Below are 22,870 nucleotides of genomic sequence, written 5' to 3'. Positions count from 1 at the left end.
CCAGGAGACTTCCATGTCAGATCTCGTCGCGATCGTGTATCCGTCCGAGGCAAAAGCCGAAGAAGTGCGTCAACGGCTGCTCAAACTGCAGAAGGAAAATCTGATCACAATCACCGATGCAGTGATCGCCGTGAAGACGGATTCCGGCGGCGTCAAGCTCAATCAACTCGTCAACGCGACTCCGGTGGGCGCGATGACGGGAAGTTTCTGGGGACTTCTGATCGCCGTGCTTATCCTCCATCCGATCCTCGGTGTAGCAGTCGGCGTGGCATCCGGCGCGTTCGGCGGCGCATCCTCCGATTTCGGCATCGACGATTCTTTCATGAAAGAGCTCTCAACGGGCCTCCAGACTGGCAATGCCGCCTTGTTTGTCCTGATCAGGAACATGACCGCGGACAAGGTGCTCAAGGAAATCAAGGACACCGGAGGGATCGTGCTGAAGACGTCCCTGGATGAGACCAAGGAAAAAGCCCTGCGCGATGCACTCGCAAGCGCGGCGGAGCGACCGGCGGCCTGAACGGCTGCCCTTCACCTCTCAGCGTCGACTGCCGGCGAGGCGCAGCATCATCATGAACAAGTTGATGAAGTTGAGGTAGAGCGAAAGTGCGGCAATCACGGACTTGCGGCCGGCTGAAGTCTCATCGTCCCTGCTGTCGTACATCGCCTTGATCCGCTGCGTGTCGTAGGCCGTGAGCCCGGCAAAGACGCCGACGCCCACGACCGAGATCAGCCAGTCAAGCCCGGTCGAGCGTAGGAATAGGTTGACCAGGCTTGCGATGATGATGCCGATCAGACCCATGAACAGGAAAGTGCCGAGCCCCGACAGGTCGCGCCTGGTGGTGTATCCAAAAATGCTGAGCGCGCCGAACGTTGCAGCTGCGATGAAGAATACGCGAGTGATCGAGGAACTGGTGTAGATGTGGAGCAGGATCGACAGCGAGACGCCGACCAGGCCCGCATAGACGAAGAACAGAAGCCGCGCCGTTGCCGCCGACAGCGTGTTGATCCGCGCTCCGATGAAGAACACCAGCGCAAGCGGAGCCAGGATGAAGACCCACATCAGCGGATTCTGCAGCAATGCGGGGCCGGTAAGTTGATAGGTGAGCCACGCGACGACAGCGGTCAGGCCGACGCCAGCAGCCATGTAGTTGTAGATGCGCATCATGTAGGCGCGCAGTCCGGTGTCAACCGCGATCGCGCCGCCGGGCGTGCCAGTGGCTGTCAGGTTCTGATCATAGTTTGACATTGCTTACGCCTCCTCTCGAGCCCGCAGCATGATGCCAAGCTATTCCTCTGGCCTCGCGCGAGATATCGGACAATCACCCGAGTTCCGGAGGTAAAATCACCTTATTCCGCGGCGATTTCCGTATGCATCAGGCCATTCGTGGCACCCGTCTTGGCGCCTTTCCAAAGCGTAACCTGCAACAGCCGCCCTCTTCTCATCCTTTTGGCGGAGGCCCCTTACATGTTTGTCACTGGAAGCTGGCAGCGCTCCGACCTAATCCCGCCGGCATGCGCTACTTCTTTCATATCGTCGACAAATACGGTCTCTCTCCAGACGGGATCGGATGCGAACTCGCCGATCAGGACGCGGCCATCCTGCACGCCAGGCGCATTGCGGCCGAACTGGCAAAGACCGGCGAATTTTTTCGTTTCAGCGTCGTCTTCGTGACTCTGACGGCTGTTCCCGGAGCATCGTCCAACCGCAATCAAAGCGTGGCGGGCCCCGTCGCGGCGACCTGAACGCGGCCCTGCGGGATGCAGGGCCAGCCAATTTCCTGCCCTTGCTCTATACAGAGAATCCCTGATGTGCGGACGAGCAAGGTGCCTCTAAGGTCCTTGCCCAGGGTGGCCGGCATCCCGCGATTCAAGCTGCCTGTCGTGCCCGCCTCGTCTCCGATTGGAAGGCCATCCTCTGTCATGGCTCCTTCGTCAAACGCGGCCGATCAGAAACTCTCCCGCACCGCGCTCATCGCGCTCGTGATCGGGTCGATGATGGATCTGCTCGGCCGTCGCGACGCTCAATGCGGACGGCATGATCTACGCCGGCGGCCTCAAACTTCTCTTGCAGTGCTCGATTCTCTGGGCGCCCGGAACACTGCTGTTCCTTTTCGCAAAACGCGAACGCAAGGAGACGACCTTCAGGCCGTTCGAAGCCATCCGCCGCCACGAACAACCAAATGGAGGCTTGAATGCGAATGATACGGTTCCTTGGATCCATTGGCGCATTCGTCTTGCTCTGCGCCGCCGCCTCGCCTGCCCGCGCCGATACGTTCAGGGTCGGCAGACTATTGTGTTTCAGCACGCCGCGCGTTGGACTGGTCCTCGGATCCGCGCAGTCGCTGCGCTGTGTGTTCTACGCGAGAAGGCCACCTCGGCAGTACATCTATGAGGGACGGATCAGAAGGGTTGGTCTTGACCTCGGCGTGACTGGAGCCGGCACCTTGTCCTGGGCTGTCCTGGCCAAGAATTCGCGGATTGGACCGGGCACCCTGCGGGGCAGCTATGTGGGCGCGAGCGGTAACGTCGCCTTGGGCCCCGGCTTTGGCGCCAACGTCCTGATTGGCGGTTCTCGCCGCAGCGTCGTCCTGCAACCGCTGTCGATCGAGCGATCGATCGGGATCAACCTGGCGGCTGGGGTGACCAACCTGACGCTGGGTCCGCGAGGAAGGCGGTAGGGCCCGCCTCCGCTATCCGGCGACCGGGCGGCATCTCCATTCGGTCGATGGGAATATTTCCGCCCGGTTGCTCAGGGTTTCGTCGGATGTCGACCTTGTGGGTTCGAGGCTACCTTCCCAAGCGTGCCGATCGCCACGCATATCAGGAGGATGGCATGACAGTCCATGACGGCCAGTCCGGCATCGAAGCTCTGGGCCCTCCTCCGTTGTGGGTCTGCGCTCTCCTTGGCATCGTTATGATCACCGCCGGCGTCCTCGCTCTTGGTGACGTCGTGTTCGCAACCATCATCAGCGTCAAGCTGATCGGGCTGACGGCGATCGCAGCCGGCGGGTTCGAGATCATGCACGCCTTCTGGACCAAGGGGTGGGGCGGCTTCCTGTGGCAGATCCTGCTCGGCGCGCTCTATCTCGCCCTCGGCCTTGTGCTGGTCACGCAGCCGGCGTCCGGCGCCCTGGTCCTGACCTATTTCCTCGGCGCGGTGCTGCTCGCATCGGGTGCCATTCGATGTGTGCTGAGTTTCGCCCATTGGCGAGAGAACGGCTGGATGATGCTGATCTCTGGCGTCTTTGCATTGATCGCCGGTGCTCTCATCCTGTTCCGTTTCCCAATCATCAGTGTCTGGGCTCTTGGATTCCTGCTTGGCGTCGACCTGATCTCGCACGGTCTGGCATGGCTGCTCTATGCGCTTCAGTCCGCGCGGAGGACCGCGTAACAAAAGAGGAGAAAACGATGAATGCTCCCACCCGCCGTGCTTTCCTTGGCCTTGCACAGAAGGCCGTTGCCGCCGCAGCGGTCGGCGCAATCGGTGTTCGCTTCATTGAGACCGCGGAGGCGATGCCGGTCCCACCTGATCTGGGTCTAGCCGGCAAACCGTCTGACCTTGTGGCTCAAGCGCAGTGGTGGGGACCGCGGCCTACTCCCGGTTGGGGGCCCAGCCCCGGTTGGGGATCTGCCCCGGGCTGGGGTCGCCCGCCACCGCGCACGCGTCGCTGGGTTTGCTGGTGGGATCGCGGTCGTCGCCGTTGCGGATGGCAGTGGGGTCCGTCGCCCGCTCCCGCGGTTGGGGTGTCACTCCCGGTTGGGGGCCTACTCCGGGCTGGGGCCCCACTCCCGGTTGGGGTCGCCCGCCGCCGCGCAGGCGTCGCTGGGTTTGCTGGTGGGATCGCGGTCGTCGCCGTTGCGGATGGCGGTGAAACTAGGAACGCTTCACGCAACCCACGATCCACGGACGGCAGTTTCCTCACGAGAACTGTACAAGCCCCTACCCAATTGATGGACCGAACCGTGCGCAACACGAACCGATGGCTCCTCGCGGCCTTGCTGGCAGCCCTTCTCGTCGGGGCAACCTGGTACTGCGTGTCGGTGTGGCAAGCGGCTCCATCAATGCCGCTTTACGGCAACATCATCTTGGGAGCGGCCGCAGTCCTGGTGCTGGTGTCCGGCTGCGGCCTGATCGCGCTGATATTCTATAGCCGTCGCAAAGGTTATGACGAGCCCGCGCGCAGCAATCGGACACAGCGGCAGTAGCGAGGCCCTGATGAAGCATTGACCCGGCGCAGTTCTGAGTCAGTGCAAGGAGCGGACAATGGACCTTGCTGGCATCGCAATCAGATTGCTGGCGGCAAGCCTCCTGACGATCATCACCAGCGGGGCGGGCCGGACACAACCTGCCCCGGGTGAACCACCTGCGGTCGGAGTCATCGAAGCGACACGACGACCGATCACCGAGACCAGCGAATTCCTCGGACGAATCGAGGCGATCAATCGGGTCAACGTCGTCGCCCGCGTCACCGCTTTTTTGGAGCAGCGCCTGTTCGACGAGGGCGCCGAGATCAAGAAGGGCGATCAGCTCTATCGGCTCGAGCGCGGCCCCTTCGAGGCCGATCTCGCCTCGAAGCAGGCGCAGGTGGCTCAGCTCCAAGCGACACTCGAAAACGCCAAGTTAACGACAAAGCGCGCGCGTACGCTGCTCGGAGGCCCAGCCGGGCAACAATCGACCTACGACGCGGCGATCGCCAACGAGCGCAGCCTAGAGGCCCAGGTGCAGGCCGCACAGGCGCCAAGTCCAGGCGTCCCAAATCAATCTCGACTACACCGTGATCAGCGCGCCGATCGACGGAAAGATCGGACGCACGGCGGTGACTGAAGGCAACGTCGTCAGTCCAAGCTCGGGCGTGCTGACCACGATTGTCAGCCAGGACCCGATGTATGTCACCTTCCCGGTGCCGCTGCGCCAGGGGCTGGAACTGCGCGAACGCTACGGGCCGCAAGGCGGCCTCGAAGCCGTGGTGATCAGGCTCCGACTGCCAAATGGCCGCATGTACGGCCAGTCCGGAAAACTGAATTTCGTCGACAACACCATCGCGCAAAACACCGACACGATCACCGTGCGGGGCGAGATCGCCAATCCAATCCTGCGCGCGCCTTCCGCGGCAGGCGTCACCGTTCACGAGTTGACCGATGGCGAATTTGTCACCGTCGTGCTGGAAGGCGTCCAGCCGGTCGAGGTGCTGGCGATCCCGCGCTCCGCGGTGCTCTCCGATCAACGGGGCGACTACGTTCTCGCTGTTGGCGCCGATAACAAGGCCGAGCAGCGGCGCATCCAGCTCGGGCAATCGACCTCAACCATCGCCGCGGTGATCAGCGGACTTGCGGCCGGCGACACGGTGATCGTCGAGGGTCTGCAGCGGGCTCGTCCTGGCCAGACCGTTTCGCCGGGGCCGGCAAGCCCGTCGATCCTGTCGAGCATGAAGGCCAGCGCAGGAGACGCCGCTTCGCAAACAGATCAGGGCACCTCCGGCAAAGCGGACACCAAGCCATGATGTCCGCCGTCTTCATCGATCGCCCGCGGCTTTCGATGGTGATCGCTTTCATCATCACCATCGCCGGCACGCTGGCGTTGATGCAGATCCCGGTGGCGCAATTTCCGGACATCGTGCCGCCGCAGGTGACGGTCGCCGGCACGTTCCCCGGCGCTTCCGCCGAAGTCGTCGAGAGCAGCGTCGCGCAGCCCTTGGAGGCGCAGGTGATCGGCGTCGATCGTGCGCTCTACATGAAATCGACCAGCGGTAACGACGGTAGCTACACGCTGACAGTTTCGTTCGCACTTGGCACCAATCCGGACATCAACACCGTCAACGTCAACAACCGCGTACAACGCGCGCTGTCACAATTGCCGACGGAGGTGCAACAACAGGGCGTGACAGTGCAGAAGAGATCCTCGTCGATCCTGCAATTCCTGGTGCTCTACAGCGCCGACGGTCAGCAGGACCCGCTCTTCATCACCAACTACGCCATCATCAACGTGCTCGACGCGATTGCGAGTACGTCGGGGGTTGGCCAGGCGAATCTTTTCGCCAAGATGAACTACTCGATGCGGATCTGGTTCGATACGCAGCGGCTCACCAGCCTCAATCTCACGCCAGCAGATGTCATCGCCGCCATCCGCACGCAAAGCGTCCAGGCGCCGGTCGGCCGCATCGGCGCGCGGCCCATCAGCGATGACCAGCAGTTTCAGTTCAATGTGCAAACATTGGGCAGGCTCGCTACCGTCGATCAGTTCGCCAACATCGTGCTGCGTGCCAATCCGGATGGTTCGTCGCTGCTCGTCAAGGACGTTGCCCGCGTCGAGATGGGCGCGCAAAATCTCGACAGCGAAGCGCGCATCGACGGCCGCGCCGCCGTGCCGATTGCGATCTATCTGGCGCCGGGTGCCAATGCCATGACCACCGCGCAGGCGGTAGCTGCCACGATGCAGCGATTGTCCAAGCGTTTCCCCACCGGGCTCAGCTACCTCGTGCAATACGACTCCACGAGCTTTGTGCGGGACACGATCGCGGAGGTGTTGCGAACCTTTGGCGAGGCCTTCGTCCTGGTGGTGATCGTGGTTTACCTGTTCCTCGGCAACGTCCGTGCCACGGTGATTCCGGCCATTGCCGTTCCGGTGAGTTTGGTCGGTACCTTCGCCGTCCTGCTCGTGTTCGGCTATTCGGTCAACACGGTGTCGCTGCTAGCGATGGTGCTCGCCATCGGCATCGTGGTGGATGACGCCATTGTCGTCGTGGAGAACGTCGAACGCGTGATGGAGGAAGAGCCGGATCTTTCTCCGGCCGAAGCCAGTAAAAAGGCCATGACGCAGATCACCGCGCCGATCATCGCGATCACGCTGGTGTTGCTCTCCGTGTTCGTGCCGATCGCATTCATCCCCGGCATCTCCGGCACACTGTTTCGTCAGTTTGCGGTGACGATCAGCGCCGCCATGATGATTTCGGCGCTGAATGCACTGACGCTGTCGCCTGCGTTGTGCGCGCTGTTCCTGCGTCACACCAGCCCTCGGCGCGGCATGATGGGCCGCGTCCTCGGCCGCATCGACTGGCTACGCGATCGCTACAGTGGCGGCGTCCGCCGGCTGGTGCGCGTGGCCGGACTATCGCTCCTCCTCGTCGCGGTGTTCGCCGCCGGCATCTTCGGAATGTCGCTGATCACGCCAACGGGCTTCCTCCCCGAGGAAGACCAGGGCGCCTTCTTCACCTCGGTGCAACTGCCGGACGGCGCGTCTGTGGCGCGAACTAGCGAAGTCACCCAACAGATCGAAGAAATCCTGAAGCAGATGCCGGCCGTCGATCACGTGCTTGCGGTGATCGGCTTTTCCTTGCTCGATGGTGCTTCCCAGCCAAACAGTGCGCTGGTCGTCACACGCCTCAAACCGTTCGCCGATCGCAAGGCGGCGGCAGATTCGGCCCAGGCATTGATCGGACGCACCTTTGTGGCCGGCGCGCAGATCCGACAAGCCAACGTGCTGCCGTTCAATCTGCCGCCGATCATCGGGCTCTCCACCGGCGGCGGATTCGAATACCAGCTCCAGGCGCTCGAGGGACAGAGCCCCGCCGCGATCTCCAGCGTCGCGAACGCGCTAATCGGCGCCGCCAACGCTGATCCACGGCTTGCACGCGTCTTTTCGACCTTCACCGCGACTAACCCGTCCCTATATCTCGATATCGACCGTCGCAAGGCACAGGTGCTGGGCGTCACCATCAGCGACATCTTCACTGCCCTGCAGGCGACGCTTGGCGGCATCTACGTCAACAACTTCAACCTGTTCGGCCGCACCTGGCAGGTCAACGTTCAGGGTGAAGCGTTCGATCGTGCCGACATTTCGGACATCTGGCGGATCTACGTGCGCAACAATACCGGCGAGATGGTGCCTTTAAGATCGCTGGCCGGCATCAAGATCGTGACTGGGCCGCAAGTCATCACCCGGTACAACAACTATCGCTCGGTGACTGTGAACGGCAGTTCCGCGCCAGGAGTCTCCTCGGGCACAGCGATTGCGGCGATGGCTGATATCTCCACTGCCGTGCTGCCCGCGGGCTACAGTTTCGAGTGGACCGGCACCGCCTATCAGGAGCAGCAGGCCGCAGGCCAAACCGGGATCGTGCTCATGCTTGCGGTCCTGTTCGCTTATCTGTTCCTGGTAGCTCTCTATGAGAGCACGATCATCCCGATCCCAGTGCTGCTCTCGGTCGTAGTCGGCGTGCTCGGATCCTATATCGGCATCAAGATCGCCGGTCTCAATCTCGATCTCTACGGCCAGATCGGACTGGTGGTGCTGATCGCGCTCGCCGCCAAGAACGGCATCCTGATCGTGGAGTTCGCGAAGGAGCAACGTGAGGCGGGCGTAGCGCTCGCGGATGCCGCGATCCTCGGGGCGCATATGCGGTTCCGTGCGGTCATGATGACTTCGGTCGCGTTCATCCTCGGCCTGTTGCCGCTCGTGATCGCAACCGGCGCCGCGGAACTCAGCCGCAGAGCGGTCGGTACCGCAGTGTTCGCCGGTATGCTCGCCGCAAGCTCGATCGGGATCTTCATGGTGCCAATGCTCTATGTGACGTTCCAGCGGATGCGCGAGCGGATGAAGAAGACGGCTTCCAAACCAACCAATCGGTTGAAACTGCCTATCGATGAAACGGTCTAGACCATGACACGCAATCAAAACCCTGGCTGATCGCCCTCCTTGTCGTGCTCTTCGTGGTGTTTGTCTTCGTGATGCTCGGTCTGCTGGAAATCGACATCATCCAGCGCAATCTGGCTAGCGAGGGCGGCGCGACCGGCACGCGGCTGGTTTCTACCTGTCGGGAGATTGCACATAAGCTCCGCAAATACATGGCCGTGCGTACGTTGATGAGCTTGCTCACGGGGCTTGCAGTCTGGGCTTTCACTGCGCTCATCGGCCTTGAGCTGGCGCCGGCGTGGGGCGTCATCACTTTTGCGCTCAACTACATTTTTATCGGTCCGCTTGTGGCCGCGCTTCTTCCTACCGTGTTTTCGCTGGTGCAATACGGGTCGTTTCGAACGGCGGCCACGGTCTTTATCGGCATGAATTTGATTCAATTTTTCAGCGGGAGTTATATCGAGCCGCGGTTTGCAGGCGCAACGCTTGCCATCTCACCCTTTGCGATCCTCCTGGCAGTGTTTTTCCGGGGATTCATGTGGGGCCTTGCCGGTGCGTTCATCGGCGTGCAGCTGACAATTGCCGCTTTCACAATTTGCGAGCAGAGCCCGTCGACGCGGTGGATTGCACAAATCCTCTCAGGTCGACGCGTCACGGGCTGACGACCCGCCTTTCTCGCGACGCAGGATTCCGGCAGGATCGCAAAAGTGCGCCGACTTTCGGCCATGTTGGAATTCTGGACTAATCAATCAGGATTTCCCCCGCATCACCTTCAGTGGTTACCCGATAGACTAGTCTACGCCGGTAGACCTATCGTCCAGCGCTATCCACGCGGAAGCCCAGAGGTCCGATTTCGGCGGCCCCCACGTGCAAGCGATGTCGGCAACGCAGTCTTTCACGAATCCGGCGGTCTTCTTCGCCGGCACATGGCCGGTGAACGCTCAATGCGTCCGAGCCCGGGATAAATGGAGGTACCAAGTGAGCAGCATGGTTGTCCTTGGCTTTGATGGCGTTCACACCGCGGATGAGGTGCTGAACAAGGCACGCTCATTGCAGAAGGAGCACTTGATCGATCTAGAGGATGCGTGCGTTGTCGAGCGCGACAACAACGGCAAAGTTCACGTCAAACAAGCTGTTAATCTCACAGCCATGGGTGCGGCCAGTGGCGGTATGTGGGGCGCCTTGTGGGGTACGCTCGTTGGCGTCTTGTTTCTGAACCCGCTCGCCGGCATGGCGATCGGTGGCCTCGCCGGTGCAGGTGCCGGAGCGCTTTCGGGCTCACTCGCCGACTACGGCATCAACGATGATTTCGTCAAGAAACTCGGTGAAACGATCCCGCAGGGTTCATCCGCCCTATTTGTATTGGTCAAGAGCGTCACCGAAGACAAGGTGCTGCCCGAGCTCGGACAATACAAGCCTCGTGTGCTGAAAACATCGCTTTCCAATGAGGAGGAAGGGAAATTGAAAGCGGCGGTGGCCACGCTCGCTCAATAGTCGCCGCGTTCCTTGATGGTTATTCGCCTTTGCAGGCGTGAGGCAGGCCGCGCAGGCCAACGGCACGATGCTCGCGGTGGTGGAGAATGGCATCCATCCCGACTTGATGCATCGGATAACAACGATGAGCGCGGGTACCCCGGATGCCCTTCTTCACAACGGCACGGTGTTGTTGCTGCTGCTGCAAAATCAGCGGCCGCGAAAGCTATTTGGATATGGTGAGACGGTGATCGTCAGGTGCATCATCGCATTGATTGCCGTCATCGTGTTGGGTTCGGATGAATGACAGCACGCGTACGGGCGCAAGAGATTCTGCAATGGTCCGCACGATTCAGGGCGTCCTGAAGCCATCGGGAACCGGCAGTCTTGCCAGGACGTTCGCACGTCTCGGACGGGTTGGATTCTGGATGCAAATCGCAATCGGCTCGATACCCGTCGCTCTTGTCCTCTATGCCCTGGTATTCGGCCGTGATTCGGGTGGCGGTACACGCGCCGGGCTTGTTCTCGTTCAGTATTTGACGATGATGAGCCTGCTCGTCCTGCTCTTCACCACCGTCTGGTTCTATCGTTACACCCGGCTTGCGAAGCGGATCGCTGACGCGGATCGTCGCCCGTCGGAATCGTCAGTGCTGGGCGCCGTCTGGGTTGGGATTGCAGCAAGCACGTTGGGTATCGTGCTGTCTCTGCTGATCATGCTGCTCGAGGCGAGCCAACTCCTGCTCTACTTCCTTCGTGCACCCCAGGCAGGAGTGCCTGTCGTGCAAACGACGGCAGGGCCGGCAAGCTGGGTTTCGGCCGGCGATATCCTCGGCCTCTTGGCTCTCATCGTTACGCTGTCGGTCGAAATCGCCGTCCTCGGTATGGGCCTTTGGCTGCTGTTTCGCTCGATGGTGGAGTTTGCGGACTACCCCCTCGTCGCTAGTGAAGAACAAGCCTGAGCTTGTAACGCCAGCTCACGTCCAGTTGTTCGGCAGAAGGAGATCGACATGCTGTCACGACGAAAGTTCAGGATCAAAGGACAACGAAAATCCCAATTCTAGGAGCGATTCAATGGCAGCGTCTACAGGTGAAAATCCTGCCCTCTTGATCAAAAAGCTTGCGGGCGTGCTTTTGCTGATATTGGGATTGTTATTGACGGCTACGGGTGTAAGTCTGTCGTATGATGGACTTACAGCTATAGGCGCGTTCTTGCTGGTGGTCGGTCTGGTGCTCCTTATTCTGAAGATTGTGCGTCGCAATCAGCCCCTGAATTAGTGCGGATTTCAAGCCTTAGCCGGACGCGCGATTGTTCGGAGAGATTCGTGGATATTGTACGAATTGGTTGAGAGATATCTCAGGTCATCTAGCTCTCGTGCGAGTATTCGGCAATGGCGTGGTCGGGACGGACGGTACCATCTCTTCTGCCGTGGATGCCGACATTAAGTTCACGATCATGAGTGTCTCCAAACCCTTCATAGTATTTGCGTTGGTTTGCGACCTCATCAGGCCTGAGGTCGCTCGCGCGAAGGTTGGCGCGAGTGGTGCGGGCTATTCCCATTCAATTCGCTTGCGGGCGTCCAGTTCAGCAAGGACGGCAAAACGAAACGCGGGGCAATCGCCACCGCTAGCCCGCCGGCTCAGATGTGCAGTTATCCAGTCGGTTAGGCTCTCAAATTGAGATAGCATGTCAAATCAACGTTCAACGGTGTTCAACATACGGCGAGACTAGGCCATGAGGTGCTCGCGACAAGCTGCTGGACGAAGTTGAGGTCCGTCGGAATCGGGAGGCGCGGGCGTATGGCGAGATCGCGATGGCATTCATTCTCTACCTCCGGCCTTCTCTTCGGAACACTGTTTTTTGCCGCCTCTCTGACGCCGTCACTGCTGCCGCGAAGTTTTCTGACGCAGGGCGTTGTCTCGGGATGTTCTCTGACGATCGGATACGGCATCGTCGTATTCGGCCGTTGGCTCTGGGCCTATATAGAGCTCCCTCAGCCTAAGGGCCGCCTCATGCGGGTTGTGCGGCTCACCGCCGCGATCAGCTGCACGGGGATTGCGCTCGCCTCCCTCTGGCAGGCGGCAGGATGGCAGAATTCGATCCGAGAGCTAATGGAGATCGAGTACGTCGAAACGGCATATCCATTCGAGGTCGCCCTGATTGCACTGGCGGTCTTCGCAATCCTGCTGGCGCTAGCGCGGTGCTTTCAGCTGACGCTCCGCTTCGTGGCTATAAGAGTTAACCGCCTTCTGCCGATGCGGGTTTCCCACATCATTGGCATCATCGCCGCGCTTGCGCTGTTCTCATCGGTTATCAATGGACTTCTCTTCCGGGTCACCCTGCGCGTCGCAGATGCGTCTTACCGGGAATTCGACAAACTGATCGAACCGGAGACTGGGCCACCAACGGACCCTCTGAAGACCGGCAGCAGCGCTTCCCTGCTGGCTTGGCATGAGCTCGGACGGGCGGGACGGGAGTTCATCTCCTTGGGAGCGACCCGCGAGGAGATCAGTGCTTTCTCGGGCAGGAGATCGCTTGAGCCAATTCGCGTCTATGTCGGACTAAGATCGGCAGACACGCCGGAAGCGCGCGCCAAGCTCGCGCTGGAAGAATTAAAGCGCGTCGGCGGGTTCGACCGATCCGTGCTTATCGTGGTGACGCCGACCGGCACCGGCTGGGTGGACCCGGCGGCGTTGGATAGCGTCGAATATCTGCACCGTGGTGCCGTCGCGAGCGTTGCCCTCCAATATTCCTATCTCGGGAGCTGGCTGTACCTGCTTGTTGGAGCGGACTACGGCGCCGATGCTGCACGCGCGCTCTTCACGGAGGTTTACGGATACTGGACCACGCTTCCCAAGGACAAACGGCCACGACTCTATCTGCACGGTCTTAGCCTTGGCGCCAAGAACTCCGAACAGTCGACAGATCTGATTGAAGTACTTGACGACCCATTCGCCGGCGCACTGTGGAGCGGCCCGCCTTATTCAAGCAAGCTCTGGCGTTTCCTCACCGAACGCCGCAATCCCGGATCGCCAGCTTGGCTTCCCCGGTTCCGCGACGGATCGTTCGTGCGGTTCATGAACCAGGGCGGAAACGCCGCCGGCCCATTCTCGGCTCCGAATGCCTCATGGGGGCGGATGCGGGTCGTCTATCTCCAATATGCAAGCGACCCGGTGACCTTTTTCGAGTACCGCAGCCTCTATTGCGAACCAGATTGGATGACGCCGCCCCGCGGCCCGGACGTGTCGCCGCAATTGCGGTGGTACCCGGTCGTAACTCTTCTTCAACTGGCGGCGGACAAGTTCGTGGCGACGGCAGCGCCGATCGGCTACGGCCACGTCTACGCCCCGGCGCACTACGTTGACGCGTGGATCGAGGTGACGGATGTTCGCGACTGGTCCCCGGACGAGATCACGCGGCTGAAGCAACACCTCTCCAGGCCGTAGTCCGCGGCCGCTGTTCCAACACCAGCTAAGGCGGAGACTTTTTTTGGCACAGCCATCAACGAGCGTATCAGATGAACGAGCGAGTGGCACAGCGACGGCTTCCGCTGCTTCCTTGATCAGCGCGTATGGAAGGCAGCTAACGCCACGATCATAGCGAAGAGGTAACGGTCGATCGGTCAAGTTACACGAGTGGAACTGACCAGGCGCTTCTAGCGGGCAACGGGGCGAAGCCGCTGCTCTGTGGCGCCTGGACCTAGGTGCGAACGCGCCGGCTGCCAAAGTGCGGATGCTTACCGCCGCGATGACGCCAGTACCGGGGGTTTCGCGGGTTTAGCGGGGTTGCATTTGTATTTGGCACTGCCCTCTTTGGCACAGATGCGCCGCGATCCTTCGCGGATAAGCCGGCATCATTCGACTGAGCCAAGGAAAGGCTTGAAGGTGCAGCAACCGCTACCCAACCGCTCACGATCAATGCACTGCATGCAGCCCGTATATTCATCCTTACCTCCATCCCATGAACAAATTGCATGTACGCTGGCACCGGTTTCTTCCAGTCGCCGAACGGTTCACCGCATCGGTCCAGTTCCTTTCCTGCTCACCGCGGGCCCGGTAAGTCCAGATACTTGAGCTCGCGAGCCCTTAGTGAATGTCAGTCTGCCCCGCCGCTCGCGCCCACGTAACTTCCTCGCAGGGTGTCTGGGCCGATTCGCAAGTTCCTGGCCAAGACAATCCAAGACAGGGTGCCAGCGTGTGACACCCTTAAGTCGAACTCGTAGCGCCGCCGCCGCTTAAGTAGATACCCTTGCCCATCTGATCGTCAAGTAGAAGCCGCTCAGCTCGTTGACTGTCGATCGAGCGGTCGATCGGATTCAATCTCGCCCCCGGCGTAACCAATTTGACGCTGGGTCCGAGAGGACGGCGATGAGCTCGTATCGGCGGATCTTGGGCGAGATCGATGCGACTCGAGTCAGGCCAATGGGAACATTCCCGCCCCGTTGCTCAGGGTTTCGCCGGATGTTGGCATTGCGGGCTGGAAGCTACCATCCGACGCGTGCCAATCGAACCATCACCGCTCAGGAGGATGGCATGACAGCCTATGACAGCCGAACCGGCATCGAAGCTCTGGGTCCTCCTCCACTCTGGGTCTGCGCGCTTCTTGGCATCGTGCTGATTGCCGCCGGCATCTTCGCGCTCACTGACGTCGCGTTCGCAACCATCATCAGCGTCAAGCTGATCGGGCTGACGGCGATCGCGGCCGGAGCATTCGAGACCATGCATGCTTTCTGGACCAAGGGATGGGGCGGCTTACTGTGGCAGGTCCTGCTTGGCGCGTTCTATCTCACCTTCGGACTCGTGCTGCTCGTGCAGCCAGCGTCCGGCGCCCTGGTCCTGACCTATTTCCTCGGCGCGCTGCTCATCGCATCGGGCGCCATTCGATGCCTGCTGAGTTTCGCGCATTGGCGACAGAGCGGCTGGATGATGCTGATCAGGTCTTATTTTCCTCTTGCTCGTGCTGCCTTGGTGGCATCGTTGGTCGCGTTAAGCGCCCAAGCTATGCCGTTCTCGCCTCATGACTCTCGGCTTACGGTGCCGGACGTGACGCTGGTGGCCGCGGAATGCCCTGCGGGATATACTTTGCATCCGCGACTCCACCGCTGCGTTACGGCGCCAATCTGCCCTCCGGGATCTACCTTGCATCCGCGACTCCACCGCTGCATTACGGCGCCAACCTGCCCTCCGGGATCTACTTTGCACCCGCAACTCCACCGCTGCGTCAGACCTTGATCGCGGTCGGGAGACCAAGCCAAACCAGCGCAGGACGCCTCTCGAACCCTTGCTTGTCCAGTAGACGCAAACGCCGGTCGCCAGATCTCGGGCACGCGAACACTGGCGTTTGGTCGACACGGTCGAGAGGCGCTGGAGCAGACGGTCCGCGAGGTGTCGGTCTACGCCCGCGTCAACCCCGAGCACAAGCTGCGCATCGTCAAAGCTCTACAGCGCGACGGCATGACGGTGGCCATGACCGGGGACGGCGTCAACGACGCTCCCGCGCTCAAGACCGCCGACATTGGGATCGCCATGGGCATTACCGGGACCGACGTCTCGAAGGAGGTCGCCGACATGGTGCTTGCCGACGACAACTTTGCCACGATCGTTGCGGCCGTTGAGGAGGGACGAGCGATCTTCGCCAGTCGTGCGCCGCTAATTCCTATTTGGAATTCGACATCACGACGCAAGTCGTTCGGATAAATGCGTGGGACAAGGCTCGCTTGCGGCACAAGCCTGCGAAAGCGGCAGAGCCGTACCACCTGAAGCGGCAGCTTTCCGCTCATGATGAAGCGCGTCAGCGTTCGACGGGAAGAACCCGAGCTGGCGATGGAAGTGGCGCGAGCGTGAGACGTCTCAAGTCGGCCGACGCAGGCGATGTGTATGCAGAACAGGGTCCGCGATCACTCATTCAACCGTTACAGGGCGCATGCGTTTAGCTGGCGATCTTCAGGCGCGTGGTGTGGCTGAGAGACGCCTTCAATTGAACCTCCATATTGCTTGCCCCAACCCCGAAGCGAAAGCAGTACGGGCCCCAGGCTCTGGCCGAAGGCAGAGATTTCATATTCCACCTTCGGAGGAATCTGCGGATAGGCACGGCGCACGATCACGCCATCGGCCTCCAGCTCGCGCAACTGAAGGGTCAATATCCTCTGCGTGGCGTTAGGGATGGCTCGGGACAGTTCCATGAACCGCTTCTTGCCCGCGAAGAGATGAAACAGGATCAGCGGCTTCCACATGCCGCCAATGACGGACAGCGTCACCCCGACCGCGCATCCGCTTTTCGCGTCAAACCTTCTTGGACGCATGGTCACCTCCATAAATGATAGTATCAGCTATAATTGTGCGTTCTGACGGCACGAAGAGGCCTAGTCTGGGGTCCATTGAGCGTGAAGCCTATTCCATGGCGCCGAAAGTCCCGGCCACACATGCCCCGTTGGCGCCTTCGGATGTAACCATCGACGCCATTGAACAGCTCTTGATTTACGTAGTCATATCACATGACGATCGTAATACAACAGATGACAGCCGCACAGTGGCAGGATCGCGGCAGAGGGCTCGTCGACAGCCCGCGCCAGACCAACCGCACGGACGGGCCTCGGCATAGCAGGTTGCCCGCTCGCGTTTCGGGCAGCTGCGTCGCCATGTCAGGCCCGCTGTCATATCGGCCAGGGGCGGGCTCCACGCGGGCACGCGGCGGATACCTACATAAATGATAGTATCCGCTTTAATTGTGCCTTCTTGCGATCAGGCGGCGCGACCCTAGGTGCGTGGACAGCGAAACTCCAATCCAGGATATGGCGATGACGTTCAAGGCGCTGCTGGCTGCAAAGACAGGTGACAAGATTTCGACCAGCGTGGTCGAAATGAACGAGCGAGATCTCATGCCCGGCGACGTTACCGTTGCCGTCGATTATTCGACCGTGAACTACAAGGATGCGCTGGCCAAAAGCGGGCGCGCAGAGATCATTCGCCAGTTTCCTCTCATTCCCGGTATCGATCTTGCTGGAACGGTAGAAGCATCCTCCTATCCCGGCATCGCCGTCGGAGAGCGCGTTGTCGCGAACAGCTGGGGACTGAGCCAGACCCACCATGGCGGTTACGCCCAGAAAGCGCGGATCAAGGGCGAGTGGCTTGTGAAGATCCCCGCTCCCTTATCCACGAAGGATGCCATGGCAATCGGCACGGCCGGTTACACCGCGATGCTGTCGGTGCTGGCCCTCGAACATGGCGGAATCACACCGCAGCGTGGCGATATCGTCGTAACCGGCGCCAATGGCGGCGTCGGCTCGATCGCGATCGCTCTCCTCGCCGATCTCGGTTATCGCATCGTTGCATCAACTGGACGTCTTGAAGAAGCCGATTATCTGCGGAGCCTCGGTGCGGCCGAGGTCATCGATCGGCGGACGCTTTCGGAGCCCGGAGCGCCTATCGCGCGCGAGCGTTGGGCTGGCGCTGTCGACTCCGTCGGCAGTCATACGCTGGTGAACGTATTGGCGCAGACGCAGTACCGCGGCGTGGTGACGGCGTGCGGCCTGGCTCAGGGTACCGATCTTCCCGGAACGGTTCTGCCGTTCATCCTGCGCAACGTCACACTTGCTGGAATCGACTCGGTGAATGCCCCGCAGGAGGCGCGAATCAAGGCGTGGTCGCGTTTGGCTCGCGACCTGGACCTGAACAAGCTCGCCCGAACGATGCAGGTGGTCGGCCTCGCAGAGGTTCCCGACGTGGTGCGCCAAATGTTCGCGGGGAAGGTCCAGGGCCGCACGGTCATCGACGTGAATGCGTAACTACGCTGCGACCCGCTTGGTCAAACGTCGACGAGAATCGAACCACGCGGCATCGAAACAGACAATAAGCCCCACTCCTTTGGAGACCATCGGAATGCGTATTCTGAAACAATCAGGCGTTCTCGCGCTCACCCTGACTGCTGCACTCATGTTCTCCGGGGCCTGGGCGGATAATGCCTCACCTGTCGGCTTGTGGAGAAATGTTGATGACGCCAGCGGCAAACCGAGAGCACTTATCCGCATCACGAAAGCAAATGGCACGCTGCAGGGCAAGATTGAAAGGGTGCTCCGCGCCCCGTCCGAAGATCGGAATCCGAAATGTGAAAAATGCGAAGGCGCGCTCAAGGATGTGCCAGTAATCGGCTTGGTAATCCTGAGCGGCCTGAAGAAGGAAGGCGCCGAATATACCGCCGAAAAGATCCTCGATCCGGACAATGGCAAGGTCTACAGCAGCAAAATCCAGCTGACCGAAGGCGGCAAGAAGCTCAACGTGCGCGGCTAGATTGGCGTGTCAATGCTGGGGCGTTCGCAGATTTGGGAACGCCAGGAATAAAACGCGCCCTCGTTCATCTGCTTACGACGCGCACAGGAGCACGAAACATGACTCAATTGGATCAACACGACACTCCACCTTCCGTACAGGACGTTGCAATCATCGTTGGGGGCGGCCCGGGCATCAGCTCAAGTTGCGCCAGGCTGTTCGCCGAAAACGGCGTGCGCGTCGGCATCGCAGCCAGGAATCCAGAAAAATCGGTCCTGCAGAATCTGGAGAAGACGCACGGCGTGCGCCGATACGCTTGCGATGCTACCGTACCAGCGGCCGTGGAATTGCTGTTCCAGAGCGTCGTTCGAGACCTGGGGGCACCGACGCTTGTCGTGCATAATATCGACGGCCGCGTTCCCGGCATTTTCCGCAAGGGGATTACCGAAGCTGACCCAAGCATGGCGCTCGAGACACTTCGGAACTCAGCGTTCAGCGCGTATTTGGTGGGTCAGCACGCTGCTCGACTCATGCGAGAGAACAGACCAGGTCCCGGGGGAACGAAAGGAACGATCATCTTCACGAACGCAAGCGCGGCGCTCAAAGGCTTCCCGATGAGCGCTGCCTTTGCGATGGCATGTCATGCCAAGTCCGGACTCGCACAAAGCATGGCGAGAGAATTGATGCCGCAGGGTATCCACGTGGCAAATGTACCGATTGACGCGGCGATTGGCTGGACTCAGGAAGACGGTACCCGCGCGCACCGATTGGCAGGAACGACTGTCGACGACAACATGGCTGACCCGGACCGCATCGCCGAAACCTACCTGCATTTGCATCGCCAGCATCGGTCGACGTGGGCGTTCGAAGTCGTGCTGCGGCCGTGGGTCGAGAAGTGGTGACTGGCGTTCGCGGCGGCAGACCTGCGTCGCTCCCGCACAGGAGCGTCAGCATCCAGGAAAGGTCGAGAGAAAGAATATCATGAAGGCATCCAGTTCTGTCAGTTACCTCGGATCGGGTACGCGCTACATCGATGCGCCGAACCTTTCGATCGGTGTTGGGGGGACTATTTTTGCTTATCGCGACCTGGGCCCCCGCAGCGGCGTGCCACTAATTCTTTTCAACCATTGGGGCGCAGTTCTGGACAATTTCGATCTCCGGATTGTGGACGGCCTCGCCAGCAGGCATCGCGTGATCGCAACGGATTACCGGGGTATCGGTGCGTCAGGCGGAACGGCGCCTGTGACGATTGATGAGATGGCGCGAGACGCGATTGCCCTGATCCGCGCGCTGGGCTTCGAGAAGGTCGATCTGCTCGGCTTTTCCCTCGGCGGATTTGTGGCACAGGACATCGTGCTGAAGGCACCGGACCTCGTGCGAAAACTCATTCTGACCGGCACGGGCCCGGCGGGGGGCAAAGGCATCGACAAGGTGGGCCGGTGTCCTGGCCACTCATAATCAAGGGTTTGCTGACGCTGCGAGACCCGAAATTCTACCTGTTTTTCACGTCCACGGCCAACGGCCGCCGAGCCGCAAAAGCCTTTCTGGAACGGCTGAAGGAGCGCAAGGCAAACCGGGACAAAGGACCTACGCCCGCCGCCTTTTTGCGGCAGCTCAAGGCGATCACGACCTGGGGCCGGCAGGCGCCTCAAGATCTCGGAAGCATTCGGATCCCGGTACTGATCGCGAATGGCGATAACGACATCATGGTGCCGACCGTAAACAGTACCGATATGGCGCGCCGTATCCCGGGCGCGCAACTGGTTATCTACGAAGATGCCGGGCATGGCGGGATTTTCCAGAACCACGCCGATTTCGTGCCGAAGGCCCTGTCTTTTCTCGAGGCCTGACACCGCGACGATATTTCAAATTGGAGAAGACACAGTGAAGGCATTCGTTGTCGATAAATACAAAAAGAAGGGCGCTCTGCGCCTAGCCAACGTGCCAGAGCCGGAGTTGCGGGACGATGATGTCCTGGTTCGAGTTCATGCAACTGCTGTGAACCTTCTGGACTCCAAAGTCAGGGACGGAGAATTCAAGCTCATACTGCCGTATCGCCCGCCTTTCATTCTGGGGCACGATGTTGCCGGGACGTTGTCCGGGTTGGCCCGAAGGTCAGGCGGTTCAAGGCGGGCAACGAGGTTTATGCACGACCGCGCGATCATCGGATCGGAACATTCGCGGAATTCATTGCAATGAATGAAACGGACGTGGCACTAAAGCCCAAGAACATCAGCATGGAAGAAGCCGCCACTATCCCGCTGGTGGGGCTGACCGCCTGGCAGGCGCTGGTGGAGTTGGGCAACGTGAAACCCGGTCAAAAGGTCTTCATTCAGGCCGGCTCCGGTGGTGTGGGGACTTTTGCCATCCAGCTCGCCAAACATCTCGGCGCGACAGTTGCGACGACGACGAGCACGAAAAATGCCGAGCTGGTCAAGAGTCTCGGCGCAGACGTGGTCATCGACTACAAGACGCAGGATTTCGAAAAGATTTTGTCGGGCTACGATCTGGTCCTGCACAGCCAGGACACCAGGGCGCTTGAAAAATCTCTGCGCGTGCTGAAACCAGGTGGCCTCCTCATCTCGATCTCGGGGCCGCCCGACCCGGAATTCGCCAAGGCACTAAAATTGAACCTGATCCTGAAACTGGTGATGCGCGTGCTGAGTCATGGTGTGCGAAAGAAAGCCAGAAGCCTTGGTGTGCACTTCTCATTCCTGTTCATGCGAGCGGAAGGGCAACAGTTGAGCGAGATCGCTTCCCTTATCGAATCCGGCGCAATCCGTCCGATCGTTGACAAGTCTTTCCCGTTTGAGAAGACTGGGGACGCCTTGGCTTACGTCGAGACGGGGCGCGCGAGGGGTAAGGTCGTCATCAGAATCGGGGAATAAGCCTCACCTGTAACTGGGGATACGTTTCTCGATGAAGGCCCGCACGGCTTCGGCGTGCTCCGTCGTACCCGCCGCAACGACCATCTTCTCGGCCTCGTGATCCAATGACGTCAGGAAGTCAGCCGATAACGCAAGGTCGAGATTATCCTTGATGGCGGCATGGGCGCTCACCGGACCGTTCGCCAACGTCCTCGCCCATGCGAACGCTTCCTTCTGCAGGTCAACATCAGGCACCACGCGATTTACCAGCCCCAGCGCTTCGCAGCGGCGTGCATCGATCCGTTCGGACAAGAACATCAGTTCGCGGGCACGCGCCGTCCCGGCCAGCCGGGTCAACAGCCACGAAATGCCGTAATCGCCCGTGAGCGCAATTCTGGCATAACCAGTCGTCATGATGGTGGATTCGGCTGCGATTCGAATGTCGCAGGCGAGCGCGATCGCTAGCCCAGCGCCAGCCGCCGGACCCGGCAGGGCCGCAATGGTGGGCTTACGCACCGAGACAAGCACGCCGGTCAGGGTTCGCTGACGTTCCCGCAATCGCGCAACCTTGTCGCTGAATGACATGGCCGGTGCGGCAGAGTTGCCGCCCATCCCCTTGACGTCACCGCCGGAACAGAAAGCGCTGCCTGCGCCGGTAATCAGCAGTGCGCCGACGTCCGGATCGTCACCGTTGCGTTTGACCATCCGACGCAACGCCGGCGTGAGATGGTCGGATAGCGAATTTCGCGCCTCGGGTCGGTTCAAGGTGATCACGGCGACGCGATCCCGGATCGCACACAGCAGTTCGTCCGTCCCGGTATCAATCGAGATTGATCCATCCGTCATGGTTGTGACCTTTCATGTCCTGCGTCTGGATAGCTTTAGAACGAGTAAGCCCGTTACGCCGCTATGGCTGATCGGCCAGCGTTACCAATTCTCGTGGAATGGCCGCAGTTCCGTGAGGAATGACCAAGCCGATCGATCCTGACCGTAGAGATGGTACAGCTCGGCGGCGATGGCGGCAGGTTTGATGAAGAATTCATCCGGTTTGTCGCTCATCCGCGCGCGCATCCGGGGCGTGTCAATCACGGCGTCGATGAGAACATAGGAGACGTGGACGCCGAGAGGCCCCATGTCACGCGCGATCGACTCGGCCAATATACGCTGCGCCGCCTTTGTCGGAGCGAAGCCGGCAAAATTGGCCTTGCCTCGGATCGAAGACGTGTTTCCGGTCACCAGGATCGTGCCCTTGCCGCGATCGATCATGTCAGGAGCCACTTCGCGCGCCAGGTACAATAAGGCCATCACGTTGACCTCGAAATTGCCCTTTAGCATCTTCGGGTCGATCTCACGAAAGCTGCCCCAGCCTCCCCCTACCGCGTTGTGGATGAGAACTTCGGCCGCGCCGAAACGGCGCTTTACGTCGGTGACCACGGTCCGTACCTGGCTCTCATCTGAGACGTCGCAGGTCACCGCGTGCACATCGGGAAGCTCTTGCGCAAGGCGATTGATGAGCTCCGCCGAGCGAGCAAGCGCTATGATACGGAATCCGCCTGCAGAAAACCGCTTGACGATGGCAGCTCCAGTGCCCGGCCCTACCCCGGTCACGATCGCGATTGGCTTCTCGGTCATTTTTCGC

21 protein-coding genes and 5 pseudogenes are annotated in these 22,870 nt (G+C 60.4%); 21 read left to right on the top strand and 5 right to left on the bottom strand.

Annotation, left to right across the window (positions count from 1 at the left end; translation table 11 throughout):
• Positions 1 to 13 precede the first annotated feature (13 nt).
• Positions 14 to 517, top strand: coding sequence for a DUF1269 domain-containing protein (locus V1294_RS10990; protein ID WP_334496993.1), 504 nt, complete (start codon positions 14 to 16; stop codon positions 515 to 517).
• Positions 518 to 535: 18 nt separating this feature from the next.
• Here V1294_RS10990 and V1294_RS10985 read toward each other — a convergent pair whose 3' ends face one another.
• Positions 536 to 1,246: a Bax inhibitor-1/YccA family protein gene (locus V1294_RS10985; RefSeq protein ID WP_334496991.1), complete on the bottom strand. Its 711-nt coding sequence runs from the start codon at positions 1,244 to 1,246 to the stop codon at positions 536 to 538.
• A gap of 266 nt (positions 1,247 to 1,512) precedes the next feature.
• Between V1294_RS10985 and V1294_RS10980 the strand changes: the two genes are divergently transcribed.
• The 13 genes and pseudogenes from V1294_RS10980 (at position 1,513) to V1294_RS10925 (ending at position 13,546) form a co-directional block, all read left to right on the top strand.
• Complete coding sequence (locus tag V1294_RS10980; protein WP_334496989.1) at positions 1,513 to 1,743, top strand: DUF6894 family protein; 231 nt, start codon at positions 1,513 to 1,515, stop codon at positions 1,741 to 1,743.
• Positions 1,744 to 2,192: 449 nt separating this feature from the next.
• Positions 2,193 to 2,678, top strand: a complete 486-nt coding sequence (locus tag V1294_RS10975; protein ID WP_334496987.1) for a DUF992 domain-containing protein — start codon at positions 2,193 to 2,195, stop codon at positions 2,676 to 2,678.
• A 155-nt stretch (positions 2,679 to 2,833) separates the two neighbouring features.
• Complete coding sequence (locus V1294_RS10970; protein WP_334477724.1) at positions 2,834 to 3,391, top strand: HdeD family acid-resistance protein; 558 nt, start codon at positions 2,834 to 2,836, stop codon at positions 3,389 to 3,391.
• A 572-nt stretch (positions 3,392 to 3,963) separates the two neighbouring features.
• Positions 3,964 to 4,206 carry a hypothetical protein gene (locus V1294_RS10965; protein WP_334496985.1) on the top strand — a complete coding sequence of 81 codons (243 nt, stop codon included), beginning with the start codon at positions 3,964 to 3,966 and terminating at the stop codon, positions 4,204 to 4,206.
• Positions 4,207 to 4,264: 58 nt separating this feature from the next.
• Positions 4,265 to 5,501: pseudogene (locus V1294_RS10960) on the top strand (efflux RND transporter periplasmic adaptor subunit).
• Positions 5,498 to 8,653 (top strand): efflux RND transporter permease subunit, encoded by a 3,156-nt coding sequence (locus V1294_RS10955; protein WP_334496983.1) that lies wholly within the window; start codon positions 5,498 to 5,500, stop codon positions 8,651 to 8,653. Before V1294_RS10960 ends, V1294_RS10955 begins: the two are co-directional and overlap by 4 nt.
• A 44-nt stretch (positions 8,654 to 8,697) precedes the next feature.
• Positions 8,698 to 9,291: an AI-2E family transporter gene (locus V1294_RS10950; protein ID WP_334496981.1), complete on the top strand. Its 594-nt coding sequence runs from the start codon at positions 8,698 to 8,700 to the stop codon at positions 9,289 to 9,291.
• A gap of 325 nt (positions 9,292 to 9,616) precedes the next feature.
• Complete coding sequence (locus tag V1294_RS10945) at positions 9,617 to 10,123, top strand: DUF1269 domain-containing protein (RefSeq protein WP_417021237.1); 507 nt, start codon at positions 9,617 to 9,619, stop codon at positions 10,121 to 10,123.
• A 37-nt stretch (positions 10,124 to 10,160) separates the two neighbouring features.
• Positions 10,161 to 10,409 carry a hypothetical protein gene (locus V1294_RS10940; protein WP_334496979.1) on the top strand — a complete coding sequence of 83 codons (249 nt, stop codon included), beginning with the start codon at positions 10,161 to 10,163 and terminating at the stop codon, positions 10,407 to 10,409.
• 31 nt (positions 10,410 to 10,440) lie between these two features.
• A complete protein-coding gene (locus tag V1294_RS10935; RefSeq protein ID WP_334496977.1) occupies positions 10,441 to 11,061 on the top strand; it encodes a DUF3611 family protein in 621 nt (206 codons plus the stop codon).
• A 112-nt stretch (positions 11,062 to 11,173) separates the two neighbouring features.
• Positions 11,174 to 11,377 carry a hypothetical protein gene (locus V1294_RS10930; protein WP_334496975.1) on the top strand — a complete coding sequence of 68 codons (204 nt, stop codon included), beginning with the start codon at positions 11,174 to 11,176 and terminating at the stop codon, positions 11,375 to 11,377.
• 97 nt (positions 11,378 to 11,474) lie between these two features.
• Positions 11,475 to 11,780 carry a glutaminase gene (locus tag V1294_RS37925; protein ID WP_442895437.1) on the top strand — a complete coding sequence of 102 codons (306 nt, stop codon included), beginning with the start codon at positions 11,475 to 11,477 and terminating at the stop codon, positions 11,778 to 11,780.
• Between the two features lie 119 nt (positions 11,781 to 11,899).
• Positions 11,900 to 13,546: an alpha/beta hydrolase gene (locus tag V1294_RS10925; RefSeq protein WP_334496973.1), complete on the top strand. Its 1,647-nt coding sequence runs from the start codon at positions 11,900 to 11,902 to the stop codon at positions 13,544 to 13,546.
• A 649-nt stretch (positions 13,547 to 14,195) separates the two neighbouring features.
• Here the strand turns inward: V1294_RS10925 and V1294_RS10920 are convergent.
• Positions 14,196 to 14,315, bottom strand: a pseudogene (locus tag V1294_RS10920) (DUF992 domain-containing protein); the annotation flags it as partial.
• Between the two features lie 152 nt (positions 14,316 to 14,467).
• On the opposite strand from V1294_RS10920, the gene V1294_RS10915 reads away from it, so the two are divergent.
• Positions 14,468 to 15,331, top strand: coding sequence for an HdeD family acid-resistance protein (locus V1294_RS10915; protein ID WP_334496971.1), 864 nt, complete (start codon positions 14,468 to 14,470; stop codon positions 15,329 to 15,331).
• Between the two features lie 132 nt (positions 15,332 to 15,463).
• Positions 15,464 to 15,739 (top strand): annotated as a pseudogene (locus V1294_RS10910) (HAD-IC family P-type ATPase); the annotation flags it as partial.
• Positions 15,740 to 16,011: 272 nt separating this feature from the next.
• On the opposite strand, the gene V1294_RS10905 reads toward V1294_RS10910, so the two are convergent.
• Positions 16,012 to 16,401 carry a winged helix-turn-helix transcriptional regulator gene (locus V1294_RS10905; RefSeq protein WP_334477710.1) on the bottom strand — a complete coding sequence of 130 codons (390 nt, stop codon included), beginning with the start codon at positions 16,399 to 16,401 and terminating at the stop codon, positions 16,012 to 16,014.
• A 495-nt stretch (positions 16,402 to 16,896) separates the two neighbouring features.
• Between V1294_RS10905 and acuI the strand changes: the two genes are divergently transcribed.
• The 5 genes and pseudogenes from acuI to V1294_RS10880 all read left to right on the top strand — a co-directional run bounded on the left by acuI (position 16,897) and on the right by V1294_RS10880 (position 21,252).
• Positions 16,897 to 17,883 (top strand): acrylyl-CoA reductase (NADPH), encoded by a 987-nt coding sequence (gene acuI, locus V1294_RS10900; RefSeq protein ID WP_334496969.1) that lies wholly within the window; start codon positions 16,897 to 16,899, stop codon positions 17,881 to 17,883.
• A gap of 94 nt (positions 17,884 to 17,977) precedes the next feature.
• On the top strand, positions 17,978 to 18,385 hold the full coding sequence (locus V1294_RS10895; RefSeq protein WP_334496967.1) for a DUF2147 domain-containing protein: 408 nt from the start codon (positions 17,978 to 17,980) through the stop codon (positions 18,383 to 18,385).
• 98 nt (positions 18,386 to 18,483) lie between these two features.
• Positions 18,484 to 19,266 (top strand): SDR family oxidoreductase, encoded by a 783-nt coding sequence (locus V1294_RS10890; RefSeq protein WP_334496965.1) that lies wholly within the window; start codon positions 18,484 to 18,486, stop codon positions 19,264 to 19,266.
• 79 nt (positions 19,267 to 19,345) lie between these two features.
• Positions 19,346 to 20,214 (top strand): annotated as a pseudogene (locus V1294_RS10885) (alpha/beta fold hydrolase).
• 34 nt (positions 20,215 to 20,248) lie between these two features.
• A pseudogene (locus tag V1294_RS10880) lies at positions 20,249 to 21,252 on the top strand (NADP-dependent oxidoreductase).
• A gap of 3 nt (positions 21,253 to 21,255) precedes the next feature.
• Here the strand turns inward: V1294_RS10880 and V1294_RS10875 are convergent.
• Positions 21,256 to 22,077 carry an enoyl-CoA hydratase-related protein gene (locus tag V1294_RS10875; protein WP_334496963.1) on the bottom strand — a complete coding sequence of 274 codons (822 nt, stop codon included), beginning with the start codon at positions 22,075 to 22,077 and terminating at the stop codon, positions 21,256 to 21,258.
• 81 nt (positions 22,078 to 22,158) lie between these two features.
• Positions 22,159 to 22,863, bottom strand: coding sequence for an SDR family NAD(P)-dependent oxidoreductase (locus V1294_RS10870; RefSeq protein ID WP_334496961.1), 705 nt, complete (start codon positions 22,861 to 22,863; stop codon positions 22,159 to 22,161).
• Between the last annotated feature and the right edge of the window lie 7 nt (positions 22,864 to 22,870).

Source organism: Bradyrhizobium sp. AZCC 1678 (assembly GCF_036924765.1).
GTDB classification, from domain to species: domain Bacteria; phylum Pseudomonadota; class Alphaproteobacteria; order Rhizobiales; family Xanthobacteraceae; genus Bradyrhizobium; species Bradyrhizobium algeriense.
The sequence above is the reverse complement of the archived record's forward strand: the minus strand, read 5'-3'. Positions and strand labels throughout refer to the sequence as shown.